19 protein-coding genes are annotated in these 23,921 nt (G+C 36.2%); 16 read left to right on the forward strand and 3 right to left on the reverse strand.

What is annotated here, in order from left to right:
- Positions 1-4: 4 nt before the first annotated feature.
- The 5 genes from nikB (at position 5) to BN986_RS09795 (ending at position 5,026) form a co-directional block, all read left to right on the forward strand.
- Complete coding sequence (gene nikB, locus BN986_RS09775; RefSeq protein WP_040979608.1) at positions 5-922, forward strand: nickel ABC transporter permease; 918 nt, start codon at positions 5-7, stop codon at positions 920-922.
- Positions 923-937: 15 nt separating this feature from the next.
- On the forward strand, positions 938-1,843 hold the full coding sequence (nikC, locus tag BN986_RS09780) for a nickel transporter permease (protein ID WP_040979609.1): 906 nt from the start codon (positions 938-940) through the stop codon (positions 1,841-1,843).
- A gap of 41 nt (positions 1,844-1,884) precedes the next feature.
- On the forward strand, positions 1,885-2,886 hold the full coding sequence (locus BN986_RS09785; RefSeq protein WP_040979610.1) for an ABC transporter ATP-binding protein: 1,002 nt from the start codon (positions 1,885-1,887) through the stop codon (positions 2,884-2,886).
- Positions 2,867-3,832 (forward strand): ABC transporter ATP-binding protein, encoded by a 966-nt coding sequence (locus BN986_RS09790; protein ID WP_040979611.1) that lies wholly within the window; start codon positions 2,867-2,869, stop codon positions 3,830-3,832. The genes BN986_RS09785 and BN986_RS09790 overlap by 20 nt, the downstream gene beginning before the upstream one ends.
- 99 nt (positions 3,833-3,931) lie before the next feature.
- On the forward strand, positions 3,932-5,026 hold the full coding sequence (locus tag BN986_RS09795; protein WP_040979612.1) for a C45 family autoproteolytic acyltransferase/hydrolase: 1,095 nt from the start codon (positions 3,932-3,934) through the stop codon (positions 5,024-5,026).
- Between the two features lie 305 nt (positions 5,027-5,331).
- Here the strand turns inward: BN986_RS09795 and BN986_RS09800 are convergent, their stop codons facing one another.
- Complete coding sequence (locus BN986_RS09800) at positions 5,332-6,207, reverse strand: LysR family transcriptional regulator (protein WP_040979613.1); 876 nt, start codon at positions 6,205-6,207, stop codon at positions 5,332-5,334.
- Positions 6,208-7,457: 1,250 nt separating this feature from the next.
- On the opposite strand from BN986_RS09800, the gene agaV reads away from it, so the two are divergent.
- From agaV to BN986_RS09855, 11 genes are all read left to right on the forward strand, one after another.
- On the forward strand, positions 7,458-7,937 hold the full coding sequence (gene agaV / locus BN986_RS09805; RefSeq protein WP_040979614.1) for a PTS N-acetylgalactosamine transporter subunit IIB: 480 nt from the start codon (positions 7,458-7,460) through the stop codon (positions 7,935-7,937).
- A gap of 42 nt (positions 7,938-7,979) precedes the next feature.
- The gene (gene agaW / locus BN986_RS09810) at positions 7,980-8,759 is read left to right on the forward strand and encodes a PTS N-acetylgalactosamine transporter subunit IIC (protein WP_040979615.1); all 780 of its coding nucleotides are present in this window, start codon (positions 7,980-7,982) and stop codon (positions 8,757-8,759) included.
- Positions 8,749-9,570, forward strand: a complete 822-nt coding sequence (locus BN986_RS09815) for a PTS system mannose/fructose/sorbose family transporter subunit IID (protein ID WP_040979616.1) — start codon at positions 8,749-8,751, stop codon at positions 9,568-9,570. The genes agaW and BN986_RS09815 overlap by 11 nt, the downstream gene beginning before the upstream one ends.
- Before the next feature lie 30 nt (positions 9,571-9,600).
- Positions 9,601-10,020 (forward strand): PTS sugar transporter subunit IIA, encoded by a 420-nt coding sequence (locus tag BN986_RS09820; RefSeq protein WP_040979617.1) that lies wholly within the window; start codon positions 9,601-9,603, stop codon positions 10,018-10,020.
- Between the two features lie 578 nt (positions 10,021-10,598).
- On the forward strand, positions 10,599-12,332 hold the full coding sequence (locus tag BN986_RS09825) for a phospho-sugar mutase (RefSeq protein ID WP_040979618.1): 1,734 nt from the start codon (positions 10,599-10,601) through the stop codon (positions 12,330-12,332).
- A gap of 43 nt (positions 12,333-12,375) precedes the next feature.
- Positions 12,376-14,304, forward strand: a complete 1,929-nt coding sequence (glgB, locus tag BN986_RS09830; protein ID WP_040979619.1) for a 1,4-alpha-glucan branching protein GlgB — start codon at positions 12,376-12,378, stop codon at positions 14,302-14,304.
- A gap of 146 nt (positions 14,305-14,450) precedes the next feature.
- Positions 14,451-15,593 carry a glucose-1-phosphate adenylyltransferase gene (locus tag BN986_RS09835; protein ID WP_040979620.1) on the forward strand — a complete coding sequence of 381 codons (1,143 nt, stop codon included), beginning with the start codon at positions 14,451-14,453 and terminating at the stop codon, positions 15,591-15,593.
- Positions 15,583-16,755 (forward strand): glucose-1-phosphate adenylyltransferase subunit GlgD, encoded by a 1,173-nt coding sequence (gene glgD, locus BN986_RS09840; protein ID WP_052400739.1) that lies wholly within the window; start codon positions 15,583-15,585, stop codon positions 16,753-16,755. Before BN986_RS09835 ends, glgD begins: the two co-directional genes overlap by 11 nt.
- A 14-nt stretch (positions 16,756-16,769) precedes the next feature.
- Positions 16,770-18,200 (forward strand): glycogen synthase GlgA, encoded by a 1,431-nt coding sequence (glgA, locus tag BN986_RS09845; protein ID WP_040979621.1) that lies wholly within the window; start codon positions 16,770-16,772, stop codon positions 18,198-18,200.
- Positions 18,201-18,478: 278 nt separating this feature from the next.
- Positions 18,479-20,899: a glycogen/starch/alpha-glucan phosphorylase gene (locus tag BN986_RS09850; protein ID WP_040979622.1), complete on the forward strand. Its 2,421-nt coding sequence runs from the start codon at positions 18,479-18,481 to the stop codon at positions 20,897-20,899.
- Positions 20,900-20,903: 4 nt separating this feature from the next.
- Positions 20,904-22,733, forward strand: a complete 1,830-nt coding sequence (locus tag BN986_RS09855; RefSeq protein ID WP_040979623.1) for a glycoside hydrolase family 13 protein — start codon at positions 20,904-20,906, stop codon at positions 22,731-22,733.
- Between the two features lie 57 nt (positions 22,734-22,790).
- Here BN986_RS09855 and BN986_RS09860 read toward each other — a convergent pair whose 3' ends face one another.
- Both BN986_RS09860 and BN986_RS09865 read right to left on the reverse strand, forming a co-directional pair.
- Complete coding sequence (locus BN986_RS09860; protein WP_040979624.1) at positions 22,791-23,240, reverse strand: DUF1307 domain-containing protein; 450 nt, start codon at positions 23,238-23,240, stop codon at positions 22,791-22,793.
- Between the two features lie 69 nt (positions 23,241-23,309).
- Entirely contained in the window at positions 23,310-23,771 is a 462-nt protein-coding gene (locus BN986_RS09865; RefSeq protein ID WP_040979625.1) for a DUF1307 domain-containing protein, read from the reverse strand.
- Positions 23,772-23,921 lie beyond the last annotated feature (150 nt).

Consider the following 23,921-nt stretch of genomic DNA (forward strand, 5'->3'; position numbering starts at 1 on the left):
TATAGTGTTTAGTTATATAATTAGACGTTTATTACAAATGATACCAACCCTTTTGGGGGTACTCGTTTTAGTATTCATATTGATTCACTCAATACCTGGTGATCCAGCTAGCATGGTTGCAGGGCCAGAAGCAACGCCAGTAGAGGTGGAGAATGTTCGGGAACGACTTGGATTGAATGATCCAATATATATTCAATTCAGTAACTATGTATCTGGCTTATTCCAAGGTGATATTGGTACGTCTATGCGCTCAGATCGACCAGTGCTAGAAGAAATTATGACAAGGCTTCCAACAACAATTACACTAACATTAATGGCTGTCGTTATGTTAGTTGTAGTAGGTTTATTTGCTGGGATTTTCTCGGCGACAAAACCAAATAGTTTTCGAGACAATTCTACTATGATGGTTGCGTTATTTGGAATATCCATGCCAGTATTTTGGACAGGAATTTTGTTAATTCTAGTGTTCTCTTATTATATACCTATTTTTCCTTCAGGTGGTAATGAAGGATTTACACATTTTATTTTGCCCGCTATTGCATTAGGTCTTTCTTCGTCAGCAATTTTGGCACGCTTAACACGATCTAGTCTTCTTGAGGTTGTTAACCAAGATTATATTAGAACTGCAAAAGCAAAAGGTGTAAAGGAGAGAATCGTGATATATAAGCATACACTTAGAAATGCTTTAATTCCAGTTATCACGATAATTGGTCTAGAATTCGGTACACTTCTAGGTGGTGCGGTACTAACAGAAACTGTTTTTTCTATCAATGGCGTTGGTAGATTTTTAATTCAATCCATTCAATTTAGGGACTATCCAGCTATACAAGGCACCGTTTTGTTTATAGCTTTGGTATTTGTATTTGTAAATTTAATTGTAGATTTATCATACAGTATTATAGATCCGAGAATAAGACGGTAGGAAAGGAGTGTATTTATGAGCCAAATAGAATTAAGCACTAAAGATGTGCAAGATGGTGAATTGGAGTCATCTTATCCCGCGCGTTCACTATTTAAACTAGCAGCAAATAGGTTTAAGAAAAACAAACGAGCCATTATAGGATTGTGGATAGTAGTTTTTTTTATCATACTAGCTATATTTGCTCCCTTAATTGCTCCTTATGATCCTATTGAACAAAATATGGCAATAATGCTTGAATCACCAAGTTTAGAACACCTATTAGGTACTGATGAATTTGGTCGTGATATACTCTCGAGAATTCTATACGGTGCTCAAATTTCATTGGCGATAGGGGTAGTTGGTGTATTTATTGCTGTAATTATAGGAGTGATATTAGGAACAATTTCTGGGTATTTCGGTGGTTTTATTGATAATTTAATTATGAGAATAATGGATATTTTTATGGCTTTTCCTAGTTTCCTTTTAGCACTTGCTATCGTGAGTGTTCTTGGTCCTGGAATGATTAATGTCATGATTGCTATTGGTATTTTTTCTATTCCTAACTTCTCAAGGATTTCTAGAAGTGCTGTTATATCTATAAAGAATATGGAGTATATTGAAGCTACAAAAGCAATGGGAGGACATGATTTTCGTATTATTATAAAACATGTTATTCCAAATTGTATCTCTCCTATTATTGTTATTGCATCAATGCAAATTGCTACTGCTATAATCACAGCAGCTGGTTTAAGTTTCTTAGGAATGGGGGCTCAACCGCCAACTCCAGAATGGGGTGCTATGTTGAGTTCTGGAAGAGAATATTTACGGGTAGCACCACATGTGAGTACAATACCAGGCTTAGCAATCATGTTTCTAGTTTTAGGGTTCAATATGCTTGGAGATGGGATACGAGATGCGCTAGATCCTAAAATGAAAGTATAGGTGTAATTATTATAAATTTACTACAGAAAGGAGAAATCAGGTTGTCCAATAGTCTGTTAGATATTAAAGGTCTTAAAACATATTTTTACACTGATGATGGTGTGATTCCAGCTGTAGACGGTGTAGATATCAAAATTAATAAGGGCGAAACAGTAGGGATAGTTGGTGAGTCAGGCTGTGGAAAAAGTGTAACTTCTCTTACAGCTATGCAGTTAACCCCTGGTAAAGTTGTAGAAGGTTCTATTACTTTTGATGGGAAGGATATATTGTCATTAAGCGATAAAGAACTAAGGGAGATCCGTGGAAATGAAATGGCTATGATTTTTCAAGAACCGATGACCTCCTTAAATCCACTATTTACAATAGGGAACCAGATTAGTGAAGCTATTCGCATTCATTTGAAATATGATAAAAAGAAAGCGAAAGAGAGAGCTATTGCCATGTTAAGAAAGGTAGAAATACCACGCCCAGAAGAGGTGGTGGATGATTATCCACATCAATTATCTGGAGGAATGAGGCAGCGTGCTATGATAGCAATGGCGATGGCTTGTAACCCTAAACTATTAATTGCTGATGAACCTACAACTGCATTAGATGTGACTATACAAGCACAAATATTGGACTTGATGAGGGATTTAAAAGAAACAAGTAATACAGCGATTATGATGATTACTCATGACTTAGGTGTCGTAGCTGAAATGTGTGATAGAGTAATTGTAATGTACGCCGGGAAAGTGGTGGAACAAGCAGATGTAAAAACACTTTTTAAGGATCCTAAGCATCCATATACACAAGGGTTGTTGAAATCGGTACCAAGTATAGAAAGTATGGAGAAAAGGTTATATTCTATTAAAGGGAATGTGCCGATTCCTGGTAGTTTAAAAGGTGGATGCCCTTTCGCTCCTCGTTGTGACTTTGCAATGGACATATGTCGAGAAAAAGAACCCATTCTTAAAGATGTAAAAGAGGAGCATTTAGTTAGTTGCTTTCTTTATGAATTAGATAAGGAGGAGGCAATAAACCATGTCACAGCCACTCGTTGAGGTTAAAAAACTAAAAAAATATTTTCCTATAAAAAAAGGGATCTTTGGACGGACTGTAAATTTTGTAAGAGCTGTAGACGGATTAGATTTCGAAATACTTGAGGGCGAAACATTGGGCTTAGTTGGTGAAAGTGGCTGCGGTAAATCTACAACAGGTAGAACAATACTTCAATTATTAGAGCCTACAGAGGGTCAAGTTATTTTTGAAGGTAAAAATATTGTAGAAATGTCTAAAAGAGAACTTCAACAAATCCGTAAAGATATACAAATTGTTTTTCAGGATCCATATGCGTCCATTGACCCGCGTTTAACAGTTAGAGATGTTATTGCAGAACCGTTAGAAATTCATAAAATGTATACTGGTAAAGAAAAAAATAAACGAATTAATGAACTATTAAATGATGTTGGTTTAAGTAGCTACCATGCAAATCGTTACGCACATGAATTTAGCGGTGGACAACGTCAAAGAATTGGAATTGCACGAGCTTTAGCACTAAATCCAAGATTAATTGTTGCAGATGAACCTGTTTCTGCTTTAGACGTGTCTATACAATCTCAGGTAATTACATTACTTCAAGATTTACAAGAAAAATATAATTTAACCTATTTATTTATCGCTCATGATTTAAGTGTCGTAAAACATATTAGTGATCGCTTAGGAGTTATGTATTTAGGGAAGATAGTAGAAATTGGCGATAAAGGTACAATTTATAATGAACCATTACACCCATATACGAAGTCATTACTTTCTGCTGTACCCGTTCCAGATCCAACTGTAAAGCGAGAGCGAATTGTATTAAAAGGAGATATTCCAAGCCCATCCAATCCTCCTGCAGGTTGCACGTTTCACCCAAGGTGTAGTGAGTGTATGGAAATTTGTAAGACTGAAGTGCCTTCTTTAAAAGAGGTTAATGGCCGTTTAGTAGCTTGTCATTTATATAATTAATAATAGGATTTACTCAATTTACTTATTGATGAACGTACTAGAATCTTTTAATAACAAATTTTTAATATAATATTTGATGGAGAGGAGATTGTTAAATCTATGAAAATTGAAAAACAAAAACGTTCTACGAAGTCGTTTCCATTTTATAGTTTTAAGGGATCACATAAGGAAATTGGTCAGCAATATGGAGAGAGGTGTTCAGGTTTAATCAAAAAACACCTCGATTATGCATTAAAGCAATTAGAAAAAGATATAAAAGTACTACCATCAAAAAAAGATTTGGAGAATGCAGCTTTACAATACCGTCCGTATGTGATCGAATATGCTCCATCTTTTGATGATGAGATCCAAGGCCTGGCTGAAGGGGCAAATATATCATTGGGAGAAGCTTACTTCTTACAATTAAGAGCTGAAATGGTGCATCATTTTGATTCAACAGATCATGAATGTACAACATTTGCCTTGCAAGCAGAAGCGACAAAAGATAATACTCCACTTGTAGGACAAAATGTTGACTTACCTCCATTTTATGCAGAATGTAATGTTGTTGTGGAAATTATACCGAATGATGGTCCTAAATTTCTGATGTTAACACCAGCTGGACAAATATCTTTTATTGGAATAAACGATCAAGGTGTAGGTGTTTGTGGCAACTTTATTACTTGTGATGGATGGAGAAAGGGTTTTCCAAGATATATGCTAACAAGATTAGCATTGACTCAATCTTCTGTAGAAGAAGCAGTGATAAAACTGGAAAATACCTATCGAGCTTCTTCTCGAAATATTATTATGGTAGATTCTGCGAATAATGCAATTGATTTAGAAGTCACCCCAGATGTAATTGGCAAAGTGCTTCCGAAAGATGGGTTTATTGCACATTCTAATCACTTTCTATCTTCAGAGGTGTATGATCAAGAACGAAAGGTAGGCGAGGATTTTGAAAACTCTGCAATGAGACGATTCCGCATGCATCAGTTAATCGAATCAAGAAATGGAGATCTAGATGTAACGGAAATGCAAAGTTTGATGCGTGACAGAACTTCATATCCTCATACAATTTGTAGAATGCCAGGAGATTTTGGAATAGGTACAACATCTTCTTCCGTTATTGCTGCTCCTTCTAAGGGTGAAATTTGGGTTGCAATTGGTCCACCAGAAAATTATGAATATAAACGTTATACTTTTTCTTCATAAAGGATTAACAGTTATTCTTTCTAAGTAAATATAGAGATGTGTTGCGAGTATATGTATACCTTTTTTATCATATGTAAAGGTTACCAATACTCGCTTTTTTATAGGTTTTTCATAATAAATCCTTAAGTGTTATTTTAAAAAAATAACATACTGGACCCACTAAGTGCCTGTGTTAAACAAATTAGGAAAGGTAAACAAGCGATTAATAACTGGTTTACGTATTAATAAATTCCCCAATTGGTTAATGAAAGGAATTAATAATACGTGCTTCTAAAAAGTACACTGAAGTAATCATTTCAAGAGAATTAATCAAATTCACATATAAACCGTTTAAAAAAATCTAATTGTAAATATGTATCTCTATATAGGAGCCAAGTATTTCGTGAAAGAGTTTTTCCATTTTTAAATTTTAATTTTTTTACGTATAAATTATCCGTTTCATTAATAAAGAGTTTTGGGATAAAAGCATAGCCTAGGCCAATTCGAACCATTTCTTTACACGATTCGAATCCGCCAACTTCAATAGTATATTTGGGCGGCTCTGTAAATCTTTCAAACCACCAATTTTGGATTTGACTTGAAAAAGAATGTTCATTATTTGTTATTGTAGGATTATTATTTTCTTGACGATAAACTTGTGGAAGTTGGGGTAAATCCTCTAAATTTATTGGTTTATTTGAAACGATACATATTTCTTCATTATCTATAAGTTTTTTTGCCCCATTCCAATTGTGGTCCCCCCTAATTATTCCAACATGTATATTATTGGTTTCTAATAAATCTAAAACATGGGGACTTTTTCCGGTAGAAACATAAATACTTACATTAGGATATTTATTTGTATATTTTTTTAATATATTGGGCAAATAGTATCTGGCAGTAATATTGGTTACTGCAATACGCAAATTACCTCTATGATTGGAAGAAATATCGTAAAGCCCATCCCGAAACGAGTTTAAATTCTTTAACATCTCTTTAGCAAAAGCCACTAAATATTCTCCCTCTGGAGTAAATTCAATACTATTAACGGATCGAATGAGTATTTTGATCCCTAATTCATTTTCAATTTGTTTTAGTCGATAGCTCAATGAAGGCTGTGATGTAAAAAGTAATTTTGCTGCATTACTAATATTTTTTTCTTGATAAATGTAATTTAGCATTTGATAATCTTTTTCGTTCATAAGGAACACCTCTAATATTTTTTGATTCTTAATCAAAAACAATATTCGTTTCAGAAACAAAGGTACCCATTTTTTATATAAATAAAATAGCTGCTTTGAAAATATAGCTGATTCTACGCGGCAGATGTATTCTTGGTTTTTATACATAACTACATAATCATAAGTTTTGATAATACGTTTTAATTTATCAAAAGAAATGTTAAAGAAAAATACTTTTTCATTTAAGAAAGCGTTTTCATGTTTATCTACATTTCTTTAAAATGAATTCACAGCCACTATACTCCTGAAAGAAATAATTCTAGTTTGTTATGTAAAAATAAGTTATACAGCAAACATTATACTTATTTTTACATAACAAACTTGTAAAATCAATACTGATCCCAGAATAATTATTATGTTGTAAGTTGATAAATCTACATTGTCTATTAAAGCTAACTTTGTTATAAAGTTGTCTAATTTTGCATATATATTTATTGCTTAAAAGAAACAACTTACTCATGCACTCAGGATGAACACGGGGACATTTTTATAATAATCAGAGAAGTATTCTCGTTTATGAAAAAGATTCAGAAATGATATTGGCATAAAAATGAGTGAATCACCAAAACGAAGTCGGATTAGCTTTATTATATTGGATCGTAAAGACTTGTGTAATAAATCCAGTTATTTGACATTTATATAGATTTGGTTCATCAGGAAACAGACGTAAAATACATGGTCTCCGTTCTTTTAGAGAGAATTGATCTGGTACTGATATGTTGGTTGATCAATGTTAGTAAATTGCTTTCAATCTTTTTAAATTAATAAAAAAAGAAAGGGGTTTAATTTTTAACAACCAAACTCAATAGCATATTCTATATAAAGCTATCTCGAATGATTTATTGCAGAAAAGTATTTACAATTTGTTTAAAATAACTTATACTTAACTTAACTGGTTATAACCAGATGACATTCTATATTCGGAGGTGGAATTTGAATATCAAAAATTGGTTAAATCAAATTTGCTTTGTAGAACGAGTAGAGAGGTTTAATTAAAAGATTTTAACAATCTAACTGGTTATGACAACATAACCATATATGAAGGATTGGTATGTTGTCAGAAAGAAGGTCAAAATTCTATTTTTATGGTTGCTTGGGTTCTTAATGTATTTACTAGAGGAAGAATTTTATAAACGAAATGAAAGCGCGTTCAAAGTGGGGTTCATTAGAAAAAGATGAAGTAAATAAAAGTGTTGAAAGGATGAAGTGATATGGGAAATCCAAATATTTTATTAACGAGAATTGATAATCGACTAATTCATGGTCAAGTAGGAGTAACGTGGGTGAATCATTTAGGCGCGAATTTAGTTGTTGTAGCAAATGATAAAGTAGCGAGTGACGAAGTTCAGCAAAACTTAATGGATATGGTATTGCCAGATGTGATTCAGACGAGGTATTTCACTTTACAGAAGACGATCGATATTATTCATAAAGCTTCTCCACGTCAAAAAATATTTTTAGTAGTAAAAGACGTACAGGATGCTTTAACGCTTAAAGAAGGCGGTGTGCCAATAGATCATTTAAATGTTGGTAATATGCACTATGAAGAAGGAAAAAAACAAATATCTTCTACGGTCTCTGTTGACGAAAATGATATTGAAGCTTTTAAAAAGTTAGATGAGCTAGGAGTAGAGCTGGATGTTAGAGGGGTTCCGAATGAGAAAGGGAAGAATCTTTTAGAACTGCTTTAATCGGCTAAAAGCACGATAAGTCAAAGTCTAGGAGGATGAACAATGTTATTAGAAGCTATTTTGTTAGCTATCTGGGCGGGGATAATTGGGATCGACCATTTTAATGGCCTGACACATATACACCGTCCGATAGTATCTGGGTTGGTCGTTGGCTTAATCCTTGGTGATGTAACAACCGGCTTAATTATTGGCGGAACATTAGAATTAATTTGGATGGGGATGGCCCCTTTAGCAGGAGCTCAACCTCCCAATGTTGTTATTGGCGGTGTAATGGGAACAGCTTTTGGGGTTATTACCGGACAAAGTCCAGAGGTCGCAATTGGTGTAGCCATTCCATTTGCAGTCGCAATGCAAGGATTAATTACGCTCTTATTTACGGCTTTTGCTCCAGTCATGCATAAGGCAGATACGTTTGCATTGGAAGCGAATTATAAGGGAATCGAACGAATTAATTATTTGGGTTTAATCATTCATTTCTTTTTCAATGCAATTATCATTTTTCTACCTATCTATTTTGGAGCCCAGCAGGCGGCAACTTATGTAGAAGCTGTTCCAGAGTGGATTATTAATGGACTATCGGTTGCTGGAGGAATTATGCCAGCTATTGGTTTTGCTTTATTGTTACGGATTATGCTTAAAACAGAATATATTATGTTCTTTATAATCGGCTTTATATTAGCTGCTTATATGGAATTACCAATTCTGGCGATTGCTTTAATCGGTTTAGCAATTGCTTTATATGATTACAATATCAATAAAAATAAACCAGGTCCTGGCGATAATAATGATATGGAAAAGGAGGAAATAAGTGATGGAATCTAATAGCTATGTATATAAAGATACAAGTACTGGTGAAAACTTGTCCCCTAAGCAATTGCGTCACCTTGCTATAAGATCCTTGCTTTTGCAAGCTTCCTTTAACTACGAACGTATGCAGGCGGCTGGGTGGTTGTATGGTCTATTGCCTGGATTGCGGCATATTCATAAAAATAAACAGGATCTAAGCAAATCCATGAAGGACCATATGGAATTTTTCAATACGCATCCATTTCTAGTTACCTTTATTATGGGGATCATATTGGCAATGGAGGAAAAGAAAGAAGATAGAGAAGCAATTAGAGGAATTAAAATAGCTACGATGGGTCCGCTTGGCGGAATTGGCGATGCATTATTCTATTTGACGCTATTACCAATTTCAGCAAGTATTGGTGCTTCATTAGCCGTTGAAGGAAATATAGCTGGACCTTTTGTATTTTTGATCATGTTTAACGTTATTCACTTTGGAGTACGCTTTGGCTTAATGCGCTACGGCTATCGAACAGGAATTAAAGCAATTTCCAAATTAAAAGAAGCGATGCGTAGTGTGACTAGAGCAGCATCGATCGTTGGTCTTACGGTTGTCGGTGGATTGATTGCAACTTTTGTCAGCTTCAACATTGATTATTCATGGGTACAAGGAGAGGCGGAATTGAATGTTCAAACAGATGTTTTAGATCAAATTATGCCTGCATTGCTCCCGCTTCTTTATACGTTGCTCATCTATTGGCTGTTGAAGAAAGGCCGTTCACCATTGACATTAATTGCTTTAACAGTGGTTGTAGGATTAATTGGCTCTTTCTTTGGAATTATGTAAGTTAAAAAAATAGAAGCGTGGTGAGATAAGATGATTGGTATTGTCATAACAGGGCATGGTTCTTTTCCTACTGGAATAGTGGAATCGCTCACATTAATTGCAGGAGATAACCCCCAAATAAAAGCTGTTTCATTTAAAGATAATCATCATGAATTGGAAAGCGAAATAAACCAAGCAATCCAGCAAGTGGATACAGGAGATGGTGTCATTTGTTTTGCAGATCTAGCAGGAGGAACGCCGTTTAATGTGTGTTCGAAAATTGCTTCAGATGATGATCACACTGTAAAAGTTGTAGGAGGAGCGAACGTCCCGATGATTTTAAGTGGGTTGTTTGAAAGGGAATTATCTCTGGAGGACTTTACAAACCGTGCATTAGAGAATGGAAAAGAAAACATCAAAGCATTTAGTTTAGAATCTCAAAAGTGCTCCGAAGAAACAGATGGGATTTAAAGTGTGCAGACCATGAAAAAAATGGAAATATTAAGCAGCATGTACCTTGTTATTTAGATAGGTACATGCTGCTTTCTTTTGGCAAAATAGTTTTTCTAGGTAATAGATAGATTTATTTTCTCTAATTTGTTTTTGGCTATAGTTAGCAATAATATGAAATTACTCTTTTTTTCTTAAATTCATTGTATAATTATGTAAGGATTTATAGTATAATGAACTCAGATAATCTTCTTACTGCTATCTAGAATAGATTCTTTTTAGTTGTGCTAGGAAACTCTTTTTTAATTTCAGATTTTAGAAAATTTAGTTATTTTGTTTAAAACTTAATAAATAGTCAATATAACAACTAGAAAGTGCAAAACAAGCTATATATCAAATGAACATTTATTATCTAAACATCGCAAACGTGTTATTATGTTTATAACATCGAACCATTCCATATATGTACAATATATTATGATGGGGTTAAAGCGATGCTTTTTTTATACAAATTTCTAGCTGTAGATGACGAGAATATAGAGGTATTTCTACTTGGCAGTGAGATAATGTATTTTTTAAATTTTGAAGGGGGAATGTTTATGTCATATCAAAACATCTATGAACAATGGAAAAACGAAGAGGCTCTGGATAGTGAGCTAAAAACAGAGTTGGAAAGCCTCTTAAACAATGAAGAAGCATTAGAAGATGCGTTCTCACACCCTTTAGAATTTGGTACTGCCGGGATGCGTGGAATACTAGGACCGGGAATTAATCGAATGAACATTTATACTGTGAGACAAGCTACAGAAGGCTTAGCACGGTTTATGGAAAGTCAGTCAGAAGGGAATAAATCTAGAGGGGTAGCAATTGCTTATGATTCTAGACATAAATCTCCTGAATTTGCTTTAGAAGCTGCAAAAACACTTGCAAGTCATGGAATTCCATCCTATGTGTTTGAAGCATTGCGCCCGACGCCTGAGTTGTCTTTTGCAGTAAGACACTTAAATACTTTTACTGGAATTATGATTACAGCGTCACATAACCCTGCAAATTATAATGGCTATAAAATTTATGGAGAGAGTGGAGGACAAATGCCTCCGAAAGATGCAGATGCTTTAACGAAGTATGTTCGCTCTGTAGAGAACCCTCTGCAAATAGACGTATTATCTGAAGAAGAAGCAAAAGAAAAAGGACTTCTGAAAATCATTGGCAAAGAAGTGGATGATGCTTATTTACAAGAAGTAGATACAGTGACAATTAATAGAGAACTGGTATCTCGAGAAGGAAAAGATTTAAAGCTTATTTTCACGCCATTACACGGTGCCGGGAAGATGCTGGGAGAAAGAGCATTAGAACAAGCTGGTTTTACCGGATTTTCTTTCGTTCCGGAACAAAGTGTTGCTGATCCTGATTTTACTACAGTCAAATCTCCTAACCCAGAAGAACATTCAGCATTTGAATACGCCATTGCTGTCGGGGAAAAAGAGGGGGCTGATTTATTAGTAGCAACAGATCCGGATGCCGATCGTTTAGGGGTTGCGGTTAAACTTCCAGATGAGACATATAAAGTATTAAGCGGTAATCAAATTGGCGCATTAATGTTAGATTACATTTTAAAAGCCCGAAAAGATGCAGGTACATTGCCGGATAACGCAGTGGCATTAAAATCGATTGTTTCAAGTGAATTGTCTACTGCAATTGCTGAAAAATATCAAACGAAAATGGTGGATGTACTTACAGGCTTTAAATTTATTGCCGAAAAAATTCAAGCGTATCAAGAAGATGGATCGCAGACATTTCTATTTGGCTTTGAAGAAAGCTATGGTTATCTGGTAAAAGCTTTTGTAAGGGATAAAGATGCGATTCAAGCACTTGTATTAATTGCAGAAGTAGCTGCTTTTTACAAGCAAAAAGGGAAAAATTTATACGATGCATTAGAAGATATTTTCGAGGAACATGGTTATTATCAAGAAAAAACGATTTCTATTACAATGAGCGGTTTAGAAGGCTCCGCAAAGATTGCTTCCTTGATGAGACAGTTGCGTGAAGATGCTCCGGAGGCTTTTGGAGGAGTGAAGGTTGTTAGTACGGAAGATTATAAATTACAGGAAAAAGTACATGTGGATGGATCCGTAACAGCATTAAATACTCCATCATCTGATGTATTGAAATACTTCTTGGAAGACGAAAGTTGGATAGCTGTAAGACCTTCCGGGACGGAGCCTAAAATCAAATTCTATATCGGTGTAAAAGCAGGAAGTGAAGAAGGGGCAGAAGAAAAAATCAAAGCTTTTTCAGCAGCCATTTCTGAAATAACGAATGTAACCAGCTAAAAATGACTTCAGGAACTAGTTTCCATAGGTGGTGAACGAAGAAATGCAAACAAATGAGTATGTGGAATTGGAAACAGAAGATGCCATAAAAAGATTTCAGACGGGAGAAAATTTCTATAGTCAGCATATTTTTGGATATCACCAGGAAGAGCGGGACGGGGAGACAGGCTTTGTCTTCCGCGTCTGGGCTCCTAATGCACAAAGGATTTGGTTGGTAGGAACGTTTAATGATTGGGATCAATCGTTGCCGATGCAAAAAAATGAAGCTTACGGCTATTGGGAAGTATTCACCAGCAAACCTTCAGAAAAAGATTTATATAAGTACAAGGTGCAGCAGGCGGATGGCAGAGTAGTTTATAAAATTGATCCATTTGCATTTGCATTTGAAAAGCGACCAGGCAATGCCGCTGTGATTCATCATGTCCCAGAGAAAAAATGGAAGGATGGTTTGTGGTACGGAAGAAAGAAACGTTCTAATTTCTTTAAACGCCCCATAAATATCTATGAGGTACATGCCAGCTCCTGGAAGCATCATGAAGATGGAACGCCTTATTCCTTTGCAGATTTAAAGGAAGAATTAATTCCTTACGTAAAGGAAATGGGGTATACCCATATTGAATTTATGCCGTTAATGGAACATCCATTAGGAGCCTCATGGGGTTACCAGCTAATAGGTTATTTTGCTTTGAGCTCTTATTATGGTAAACCGGAAGAATTTCAGGATTTTGTGGAGGCATGCCACCAGAATAATATAGGGGTGTTTGTGGACTGGGTACCCGGTCATTGCTGCATCAATGATGATGCCCTTCCGAAATATGACGGTACACCACAATTTGAATATGAGGACCCGGATCGGGCTGCGAATATCCGTTGGGGTTCTGTCAACTTTGATTTAGGCAAACCAGAAGTACAGTCATTTCTTATTTCGAGTGCGTTGTTTTGGTTGGAAATGTATCATATTGATGGGATTCGAGTGGATGCTGTTTCCAGTATGCTTTATTTAGATTATGATGAGGGTCCTTGGGAGCCGAATCATGAAGGTGGAAATCGAAACTATGAAGGATATTATTTCCTGCAAAAGCTAAATGCAGTTGTCAAGCTGACTCACCCGGAAGCAATTATGATTGCGGAAGAAAGTTCATCCGATACACAAATCACAGGGTTAATTGAAACAGGGGCACTAGGATTTGATTACAAATGGAATATGGGCTGGATGAATGATGTACTTGAATTTTATAAAATGGATCCGGCTTTCCGAAAAGATCATTTTAACTTAATTACTTTTTCCTTTATGTATATGATGCAGGAAAATTATATTTTGCCGCTTTCTCATGACGAGGTTGTGCATGGGAAGAAGAGCTTGATGCATAAGATGTGGGGAGACAGGTATAAGCAATTTGCTCAATTACGTAATTTGTATACGTATAAGATAACGCACCCGGGGAAAAAGCTCTTGTTTATGGGCAGTGAATGGGGGCAATTCTTAGAGTGGAAGTACGATGAGGGTTTAGAATGGCGGGATTTAGGTGATGTATGGAACAAAAGTATGCAGCACTTTACTGCCTCTTTAAATAAGCTTTATAAAGAACAGCCGGCACTATGGGAGTTAGAGGAGAGCTATGATACGATTTCGATTATCGATGCAGATAATCATAATGATTCCGTTCTCAGTTTTATGCGGAAAAGTAAGAAGAAAAAGGATTTTCTGATTATTATCTTAAATATGACACCTGTAGAGCGGCAGGATTTTCCTATCGGTGTTCCTTTTGAGGGAAGCTATAAAGAAATATGGAATACGGAAATGCAAGAATTTGGAGGGACGTGGGCAGAGCATAACCCTGACCAGTTGACAGAGGAAATTCCTTTTAAAGAATATCCTTATCGTATTAAGACAGTTGTACCGGCATTAGGAGCGTTGATTTTACAGCCTGACAACATCAAAATACCGAGAAAACGTCCATCTGCTAAGTAATTTTTCATCATTAAGAATTTCTTTTTATTGGATACTTTGTTTATCCTATGAAAAGTTATTGTATACACACCAGGATTTACTTTTGCAATAAGTTTTGAAGAAGTAATCGAAAGGGGGACAGGTGAAAGGCTGCTTTCACCGAATATATGAAAAATGAGATGCTAGCAATGATTCTTGCAGGAGGTAAGGGATCGCGATTAGGAAAACTGACAAAAAATATCGCTAAACCAGCTGTTCCTTTTGGAGGAAGATATCGTATTATTGATTTTACTTTAAGTAATTGTGCCAATTCCGGTGTTAAAAATGTGGGTGTTGTGACGCAGTATCAGCCACTGGCGTTAAATAATCATGTGGATAACGGGACAAGCTGGGGGCTGGACGGAATCAGCTCTGGTGTGACGATTCTTCAGCCTTATGCCGGTTCCGAGGGTGGTAAATGGTTTGAAGGAACAGCACACGCCATCTATCAGAATATTGCGTATATCGATGAAATGAATCCGGAGTATTTGCTTGTGTTATCTGGAGATCATATCTATAAGATGGACTATGAAGAAATGCTGGAAACACATAAAGCAAATGATGCTTCTTTAACAGTTGCAGTACTTGAGGTGCCTGAAAAGGAAGCTTCCCGTTTTGGGATTATGAATACAGATGAAAATGACCGGATTATTGAATTTGAAGAAAAACCAGAGAATCCGAAGAGTAATCTAGCATCTATGGGAATCTATATCTTTAATTGGAGCAGACTGCGGGAAGTTCTACTAAGCAGTTATTCCAAAGATGATCATATGCTGGATTTTGGCAAGCATGTTATCCCTTCTTATTTAGAGGGGGGAGAGAATGTATTTGTTTATCGTTTTTCCGGGTATTGGAAAGACGTTGGAACGATTGATTCACTCTGGGAAGCAAATATGGAATTTATTAACCCTGAGATGAATCTGAATATCCGTGATAAATCATGGCGTGTGTACTCAAGAAATACGATTTCCCCTCCAAACTTCTTAACAGATACTGCCTCTGTGACAGATTCTTTAATTGTTGATGGCTGCTATGTAGCAGGCAGTATTAAAAATAGTATTCTATCCAATGATGTACAGGTGAAAGAAGGATCGCAAATTACAGACAGCTTTATTATGCCTGGAGCAAGTATTGGCAGGAATGTAAGTATTCATCGAGCAATTATTGGGGAAGATGCGGTTGTCGGGGATAATACGGTAATTGATGGAACAGAAGAGGTAGGAGTAGTAGGTTATTCTGAAGTGATTGGAGTGACGATGGATGAGGACTAATAAAATTTGTGCCGTTTTAGGAAATATTCAACGCTATAACGCTTTACTTCCATTAACCAATGAGAGACCGTTAGCAACATTACCTTTTGCTTGTAAATACAGACTGATAGATTTCCCCCTTTCCAGTATTGTGAATGCAAATATAAATACGGTTTATATGATTTTTAATGAAGGTGAAACACAATCTGTTTTCGATCATATTGGTGGAGGAAAGGAATGGAATTTAGACGGCGTGCATAATCGTTTCTTTATTCATCTGTATCAGGACTTTTTGAAATTGAAAGCACATAACCAAAGCTATTACCGTCCACTAATTGATTATCTTGAAAAATCAAAATCAGAGTATACCGTTTATATGAGCAGTAAAATGATTTGTAATATAGACTTACGTGCCGTGTTAAAAATTCATCAGCAGCAGAACAATGAAATGACGGTTGTTTATAAAAAGGTGGAATCAGAAAAAATCTGCCAGACGGATGCTGTATTATCACTGACAGATAATGGCCAAATTACGGAAGTACGTCCTTATATGGAGCATGTACAGACTTCAGACCAAGAAAATCTCTGCATGGATATTTATATTGTGCAGACAAATTGGTTGATCCGGGAATTAAAAGAAGGTCAGCAAGAAGGAACCCCTGCTGACATTCAAGATTTTCTGCGTAAAAAAATTCATACCGTAAAAAGCTCCAGCTATGAGCATACTGGTTATTTAAGTAATATATTTGATATTAACTCATACTATAATGCATCACTTGATATGCTTAACCAGCAAAAATTTAGTTCACTTCTATATTCCAACCAAAAAATATATACAAAATTAAAAAATGAAGTCCCAACGTATTATTCAGAGTCATCTGAAGTAAATAACAGCCAATTCGCAACAGGGTGTATTATTGAAGGGAAAGTACAAGGCTCTTCTATCTCTCGTGGAACCGTCATAGATAAAGGGACGGAAGTCATCGATTCGATTATCATGCCGAATGCAAAAATATGTGCTGGAGCTAAGGTGCAGAATGCCATTCTAGACAAGGAAGTAGTTGTAGATCCAGGCGTGCAAATAATTGGAACAAGAGAAAATCCAATTGTTATTGAAAAATATCAGCATGTAACCAATGATATCCTTGCAAATGGGGTAGCGGTTAGTAACGTAGAGAGATAAGAAGGAGGAAAAGTATGAAATTATTATTTGCTAGTGCGGAGTGTGCGCCATTTTTCAAGACAGGCGGGCTTGGAGATGTGATAGGTGCTCTTCCCAAGGAATTAGCAAAAAAAGATGTTGAAGTGTCCATTGTACTGCCACTTCATAAAAAAATGCCAACCGTATATAGGGAGCGTTGCGAGCATGTTGCCTCTTTTTCTGTAGATGTAGGCTGGAGAAGTCAATATTGTGGAATTGAACGTTTAGAAATGGATAATGTCACCTATTATTTTATTGATAATATCTATTATTTTGACCGGGATGATTTATATGGTTTTTATGATGATGGAGAACGCTTTGCTTTCTTTCAATTAGCTCTGATTGAGATGATGGAAGTAATTGATTATATTCCTGACATTCTCCATGTCCATGATTTTCATACAGCAATGGTACCATTTCTCTTGAAAGAAAAGTATCATTGGGTAGAAGCTTACCAAAATATACGAACCGTATTGACCATTCATAATATTGAATTTCAAGGACGATATCACCCAGAAGTCTTGTCTGATTTGTTTGGGGTTGGAGATCGGAAATATCATGATGGCACAATTCGCTTCGAAAATGACATTAATTTTCTGAAATCGGGTATTGTATATGCAGATAGAGTAAATACCGTCAGTCATTCTTATGCCAGAGAAATTCAAACTGCTGAATTTGGCAACGGCTTAGAAGCAATTCTCAGACAAGAGCAAGAAAAGTTATCGGGCATTGTGAATGGAATAGACTATGAAATTAATAACCCGGAAACGGACACGGCACTCAAGGCAAATTATTCTTCAACTAACTTAGCAGGGAAGAAGGATTGTAAAAAAGAATTACAGGAATTAATGGGGCTTCCTGTTAAAGCGAATGTTCCAATCATTGCAGTAGTCAGCCGTCTGACACATCAAAAAGGATTTCATCTTGTGTTGGAGGAACTGGAAAATCTATTGCAATATGACGTCCAATTTGTCCTATTAGGAACTGGAGATCCAGCATTGGAACATCCATTTCAGCTGATTTCTGAGTGGTACCCAAATAAATGCGCAGCAAAAATTACTTTTGATGTGACGCTGGCTCAAAAGATTTACGCTGGTGCTGATATCTTTCTGATGCCTTCTAAGTTTGAACCATGTGGATTATCACAGCTCATTTCTATGCGCTACGGTACGTTGCCAGTAGTTCATGAGATAGGTGGTCTAAAGGATACCGTGCAGCCATATAATCCAATTGAAAAAACAGGAACAGGTTTTGGCTTCTCTTTATTTACACCCTACTATATGATGGAAGCGTTGAAGAAAGCGATCCATGTTTATCAAGACGAGAAGGATGTATGGGGTAAACTTATTCAAACAGCAATGGCACAGGATTTCAGCTGGGAAACGTCGAGCGGGCAGTACTATTTACTTTATAAAGAAATCTTATAAGAAATAGAGTGTGTTCAAAAAGCTCAAGAGTAGGAATGTTATTGAGTTTTTTGAACACGCGCTTATAGGATAAAAAACATAAAAGCATCGATTTAAGTGAGATAAGTGACTTCTTCAAGAAAAAATGAAATGTTAGATGACATCATTGGTTTTGTGCAGAAGTACGGAAAGTGTGTGTTCGAGAAGTATAAAGAGATTCATCTTATCTCTTTTTAGGATGACTTTTTGGACATCCTCTTAAAGCTAAACTTAGATAATGCAGAGAAGGAGCTTAATACATGGCTTTAGATAAAGAAATGTTTAAAAAAGAGTTGAGGCAACGGTTAAGAGAGAATTATGCAATGGAACTGGAAGATGCAAGTGAACAAGAAATCTTTAATACACTGGGGGCGTTAGTGAAGGCTCGTTACTCTGATGCCTGGGGAGACACATGGAAGTATTATGTGAACAAAAAGAAGAAACAGGTTTACTATTTTTCGATTGAATTTTTACCGGGTAGAATGCTGAAAAGTAACTTATTAAATCTTGGTATGCTAGATACGGCAAGAGAGGCATTAACAGACCTGGGTATTGATTTAGACAGTCTGGCAGAAGTGGAGAAGGATATGGCATTAGGGAACGGGGGACTTGGAAGATTGGCTTCCTGTTTTATGGATTCGATCGCTTCCTGTGGACTTCCGGGCAATGGAAACGGAATTCGTTATGATTACGGGCTTTTTAAACAACGTTTTGTGGATGGCTATCAAGTAGAGCTGCCTGATGAATGGCTTCAGGGAGGTAATATTTGGGAGGTTCGCAGAGAAAGTAAGGCAGTAGATGTTCGTGTTGGCGGACATGTTTATTTAGCTGAAAACAATGAAGGAAAACTGAAGCCGATATATGAGAATGAACGAGTACTTCGAGCAGTTCCTTACGATACAGGAATGGTCGGTTTTGAAAATAATGTTGTTAATACATTACGTTTATGGTCTGTAGAGATTCCCGATTCGGAAGAAGATAAGTATCAAAGTATTCAAGGACGCAGAGAATTAGAGGATTTAACAGCGGTTCTTTATCCGGATGATTCTAATGAACAAGGACGTTTAATACGCCTGACCCAGGAATATTTCTTTGTATCGGCGGGCATCCAAAGCATTATCCGCCGTTATAAAAAGCGGATCGGGCAGCCGATTTCGAAGCTCAGTGAATATGTTTCTATTCATATTAATGATACCCATCCTGCCTTATGTGTCCCAGAGATGATGCGTATTTTAGTGGATGAAGAAGAGTTATCTTGGGAACAGGCTTGGGATATTACGGTGAAAGTAATGAGTTATACGAACCATACGATTATGGCTGAGGCATTAGAGAAGTGGTCTATTGATTTAATGCGCCGTACATTACCGCGTATGTATCAAATTATGGAAGAGATTGATGCTCGTTATGTACAGACTATGCGGGAATTGCATCCGCATGATTTAGTAGAACGCACTCGTATTATTCGTAATGGGCAAGTTCATATGGCACATTTGTCTATTATTGGCAGCCATAGTACCAACGGGGTGGCAAAATTACATTCTGATTTAATAAAATCGGTTGTGCTGCATGATTTTTATATTATTTATCCTGATCGATTTAATAATAAAACGAATGGCGTGGCACAGCGCAGATGGTCGCAAATTGTTAATGAACCAATGTCCAATGTACTAGATGATGTGATTGGGAAGACATGGAGAAAAGATTCCGGTGATTTAAAATTGTTGATGAACTATCAATCGGATCAAGTTGTTTTAGAAAGATTAGCAGAGGCGAAGAAAGTAAACAAACAGAAATTAGCAGATTATATTTTGGAAGCAACAGATATTAACGTTTCCACAGATGCTATCTTTGATGTACAAATTAAAAGGCTTCATGCTTATAAGCGTCAGTTATTAAACTTATTGCATATTATTAAGTTGTATCAGGATTTAAAGGAAAATCCAAATGTAGCTATGCAAAAGCGTGTATTTATATTTGGGGCAAAGGCGGCACCAAGCTATCATTATGCAAAAGTAATCATTAAATGTATTAATGAAGCGGCTCGTTTAATTAATAATGATTCTGATATTAATGATCGGATTAAAATTGTTTTCTTACCAAATTACAATGTAAGCTTGGCAGAGAAAATAATTCCAGCAGCAGATGTCAGTGAGCAAATTTCTCTAGCATCGAAGGAAGCTTCCGGAACAAGTAATATGAAATTGATGTTAAATGGGGCAATTACTCTTGCTACACTGGATGGAGCTAATGTAGAAATTAGAGATGCAGTTGGAGATGATAATATTTATATCTTCGGTCTCACAGAGAAAGAGGTCTATGAATATTATGAGAACCAGGAATACACTGCACAGAAGCTATACGATGAAAAAGCAGTGATTCGTCGTGTTTTAAATGCCTTTATAGATGGTACCATTCCAAATATTGTTTACGAAGGCCGGGAAATTTTTGATTCACTGATTAAATATAATGACGAATACTTCTTGCTGCGTGACTTTGATTCTTATGTAAAAGCACAGGAGGATATTGATAAAGCTTACGGTGATCGAACCTTCTGGCAAAAAATGAGTTTGATTAACATTGCTAATGGAGGCAGATTCTCTTCTGATGAGACAGTCCGTCGTTATGCAGAGGATATTTGGAAAATAGAACCGAAAGATTCATTTGTTACTGAGAAAGGATAGTATTATGCCACATGTTTATTATAATTCATGGATAAGTGATTATAAAAAACCATTTGGAGCTGTACAACCTCAAGAGAAGGTTACATTTTCAGTGGATGTCCATGAGCATCAAGTCATAGAAGTGCAATTTGTGATTCGAAAAGAAAATGGAAACCATGAGGGAGAAGTGTATCAAATGAAAGATACAGGAGATAACCGCTTCTCCTGTGTCTATACACCTCATGGAGGGAAAGGTCTCTATTTTTACTATTTTGCTGTGAAGTGGAAAGATGATCACGGGATCGAAATGACAGATTTTTGGGGTGCAGCGCCTGTAAAGGGAGAAGGGAAGTTGTACCATGAGCAGCATGAAGTTATTCCATATCAGTTAACCTGTTTTGAAAAGGAAGAAAAGACACCAGATTGGTATCGGGATGCTGTTTTTTATCAAATTTTCCCTGACCGTTTTTATAATGGTAATCCAGATGGGAAAATAAATGCACCTAAACGGAATAGTTTTATTTATGGTGACACGCGTGATACTCCTTTATATGTCCGCGGTTCAAAAGGAGAGATTCTCCGCTGGGATTTTTATGGTGGAAACTTAGAAGGAATCAGGCAGAAGATACCTTATTTGAAAGACTTAGGTGTCAATGCAATTTATCTGAATCCGATTTTCCAAGCAGCAAGTAATCATCGTTATGATACAGCAGATTATATGAAGGTCGACCCAATGCTTGGTGATGAAAAGTTGTTTAAAGAAATCATAGACGATTTGCACGCGGAAGGAATTCATGTCATTTTGGATGGCGTATTCAGCCATGTGGGAAGAAATAGTATCTATTTTAATTATGACGGGACTTACGGCGAGGGTGAAGGAGCATATCGAAATTCGGATAGCCCTTATTATTCTTGGTTTACCTTTAGTAAGTATCCCGATAAGTACGCATCCTGGTGGGGAATTGATGATCTGCCGGAAGTGGATAAATCCAACAAAGAATTTCAAGAATATATCTATCAAAGTGGCAACAGTGTCATTGATAAATGGAGTAAGCTTGGTGTAGATGGATGGCGTTTAGATGTTGCGGATGAACTTCCGGATGAGTTTATTGCAGGTATTCGTCACAAGCTCGATCAGTATTCTGAAAAAGTGTTGATTGGTGAAGTCTGGGAAGATGCTTCCAATAAAATTTCCTACGATAAGCGGAGACAGTATATTTTAGGGAATCATTTACATGGCGTAATGAACTATCCGTTCCGCAATACGGTTTTAGACTTGCTGCAATTGGAAAAATCTCCAAAAGAACTCTGCCAGAGGCTGACACAGCTTCATGAGAATTATCCGAAAGATGTTCTTTTCAATAATTTGAATAATATTGGCACGCACGATACGAAACGGATTTATACCTTTTTAGGGGAAGATAAGGAAAGACTGAAGCTTGCACTGAGCTTCTTATTAAGTGCTCCAGGGATTCCTTGTATTTATTATGGAGATGAAGCAGGAGTGACTGGTGAGCAGGATCCTGATAACCGCAAATTCTTCCCATGGGAGGATATCGATCCAGATATTTTCAAGCATTGTCAAAGATGGATTGCAGAAAGAAAACAGAATAACACATTAAAATTTGGCGATTTTGTTTTGTTTTATACCGATGATGTTTTAGGGATGCTTCGTTTTACGAAGGAGGAATATACCATTTATATGATTAATCCGCATGAGGAAGAAAAGCCCTGTCATTTTAATGATCTTCGTTTCTTGAGAGAAGTGCCGTTGACCGATGAAGTGATAAAGGATATTTTTAAAGATGTAACGATAAGTGGAAAAAGTGATTTTTTTGTAACTGGTAAGATATAGAAGGTGCATCAGAAAAAAGCAGGCTTCATAAATTTATGTGTAGCCTGCTTGGTTATTTTACTCTTCTGCCTCTTCAAATCCTGCATCTTCTAACTCCTGCACTTGTATTTCAAAGTCCCGTGATTCTTCTGATTCCAAAAATTCCCGTAATTCACCTGAAGCTTCAGAGGAGTCAATTATAGAAAAATCATATGTTACGTTGTGCACGAATTTATCATCCCCAAAAGTTTGATTGACGTCAATACCATCAACACTTTTCATGTCCTCACTTTCAGAAAAATCAATAGACTCTTGTGCTTTTTCCTTTGATTCATAGCCGACATCTTCATATTCTATCGTCACCTTGGTTGTATGTTCAATAATCTCATTATCTTCAGCAGTAATGGTGATTTCTTCAAGGTGGGTATCGTCATCATAATAATATGTTACGGTTTCTTGATTCGAACCGCAGGAAGCTAACATAATGCATAAAATAAATAAAGATATTAATCCAGTTTTCTTTACCAATGTGTTCTCTCCCGTTCTATATAATTTGAGTAAATTTGTAATGTTGCTTCTTGATTTCTCGAAAATCAATTAATCTACCTTTTTAAACCCCTGTTCTTCTAAAGATTCTATGGCATCCTCCAAGTTTAGATTCTCTTCTTCATTTGTAAGAATCTCATTAAGTCCCGGCAGTTCAGAAAGTTCAACGATGCTGAAATCGATGGTTATGGTCTCGATAAAATGATCCTCTTCAAAATCAAGGTTATATTCCAGCCCTTCAATCCCTTGTAAAGGTTCTGCAGAAGGAATAAGGAGAGCCTCTGCATCCTCCTTTGTTTCAATGCCTTTAATACTTTCATAGGAGGTTATACTCTGACTTGACTGCTCTATGATTTCCCCATCATCAGCCACAAAGCTTGTTTCGATAGAATTATTGTCTTCCTCTAATTTATACGTTACAGTTTCCTGATTGGAACCGCAAGCGGCTAAAGCAGTAAAGGACATGAGCATGAGGATAAAACCAGCCATTTTCAAGTTTTTATACTGTGCCATTTCGTTTCCCCTATTCTTATATAATTAAGGTAATCGTATCGGATTAAAACTGGAAAGTCAAAATCGCATTTTATAAATAATAGATTTCAGTATAATGAGAAGAAAAATACAATACTGTTTTCATAGATTAGGCACGTTTTTTAGTATCTT

The organism is Oceanobacillus jeddahensis (genome assembly GCF_000750635.1).
Lineage (GTDB): Bacteria > Bacillota > Bacilli > Bacillales > Amphibacillaceae > Oceanobacillus > Oceanobacillus jeddahense.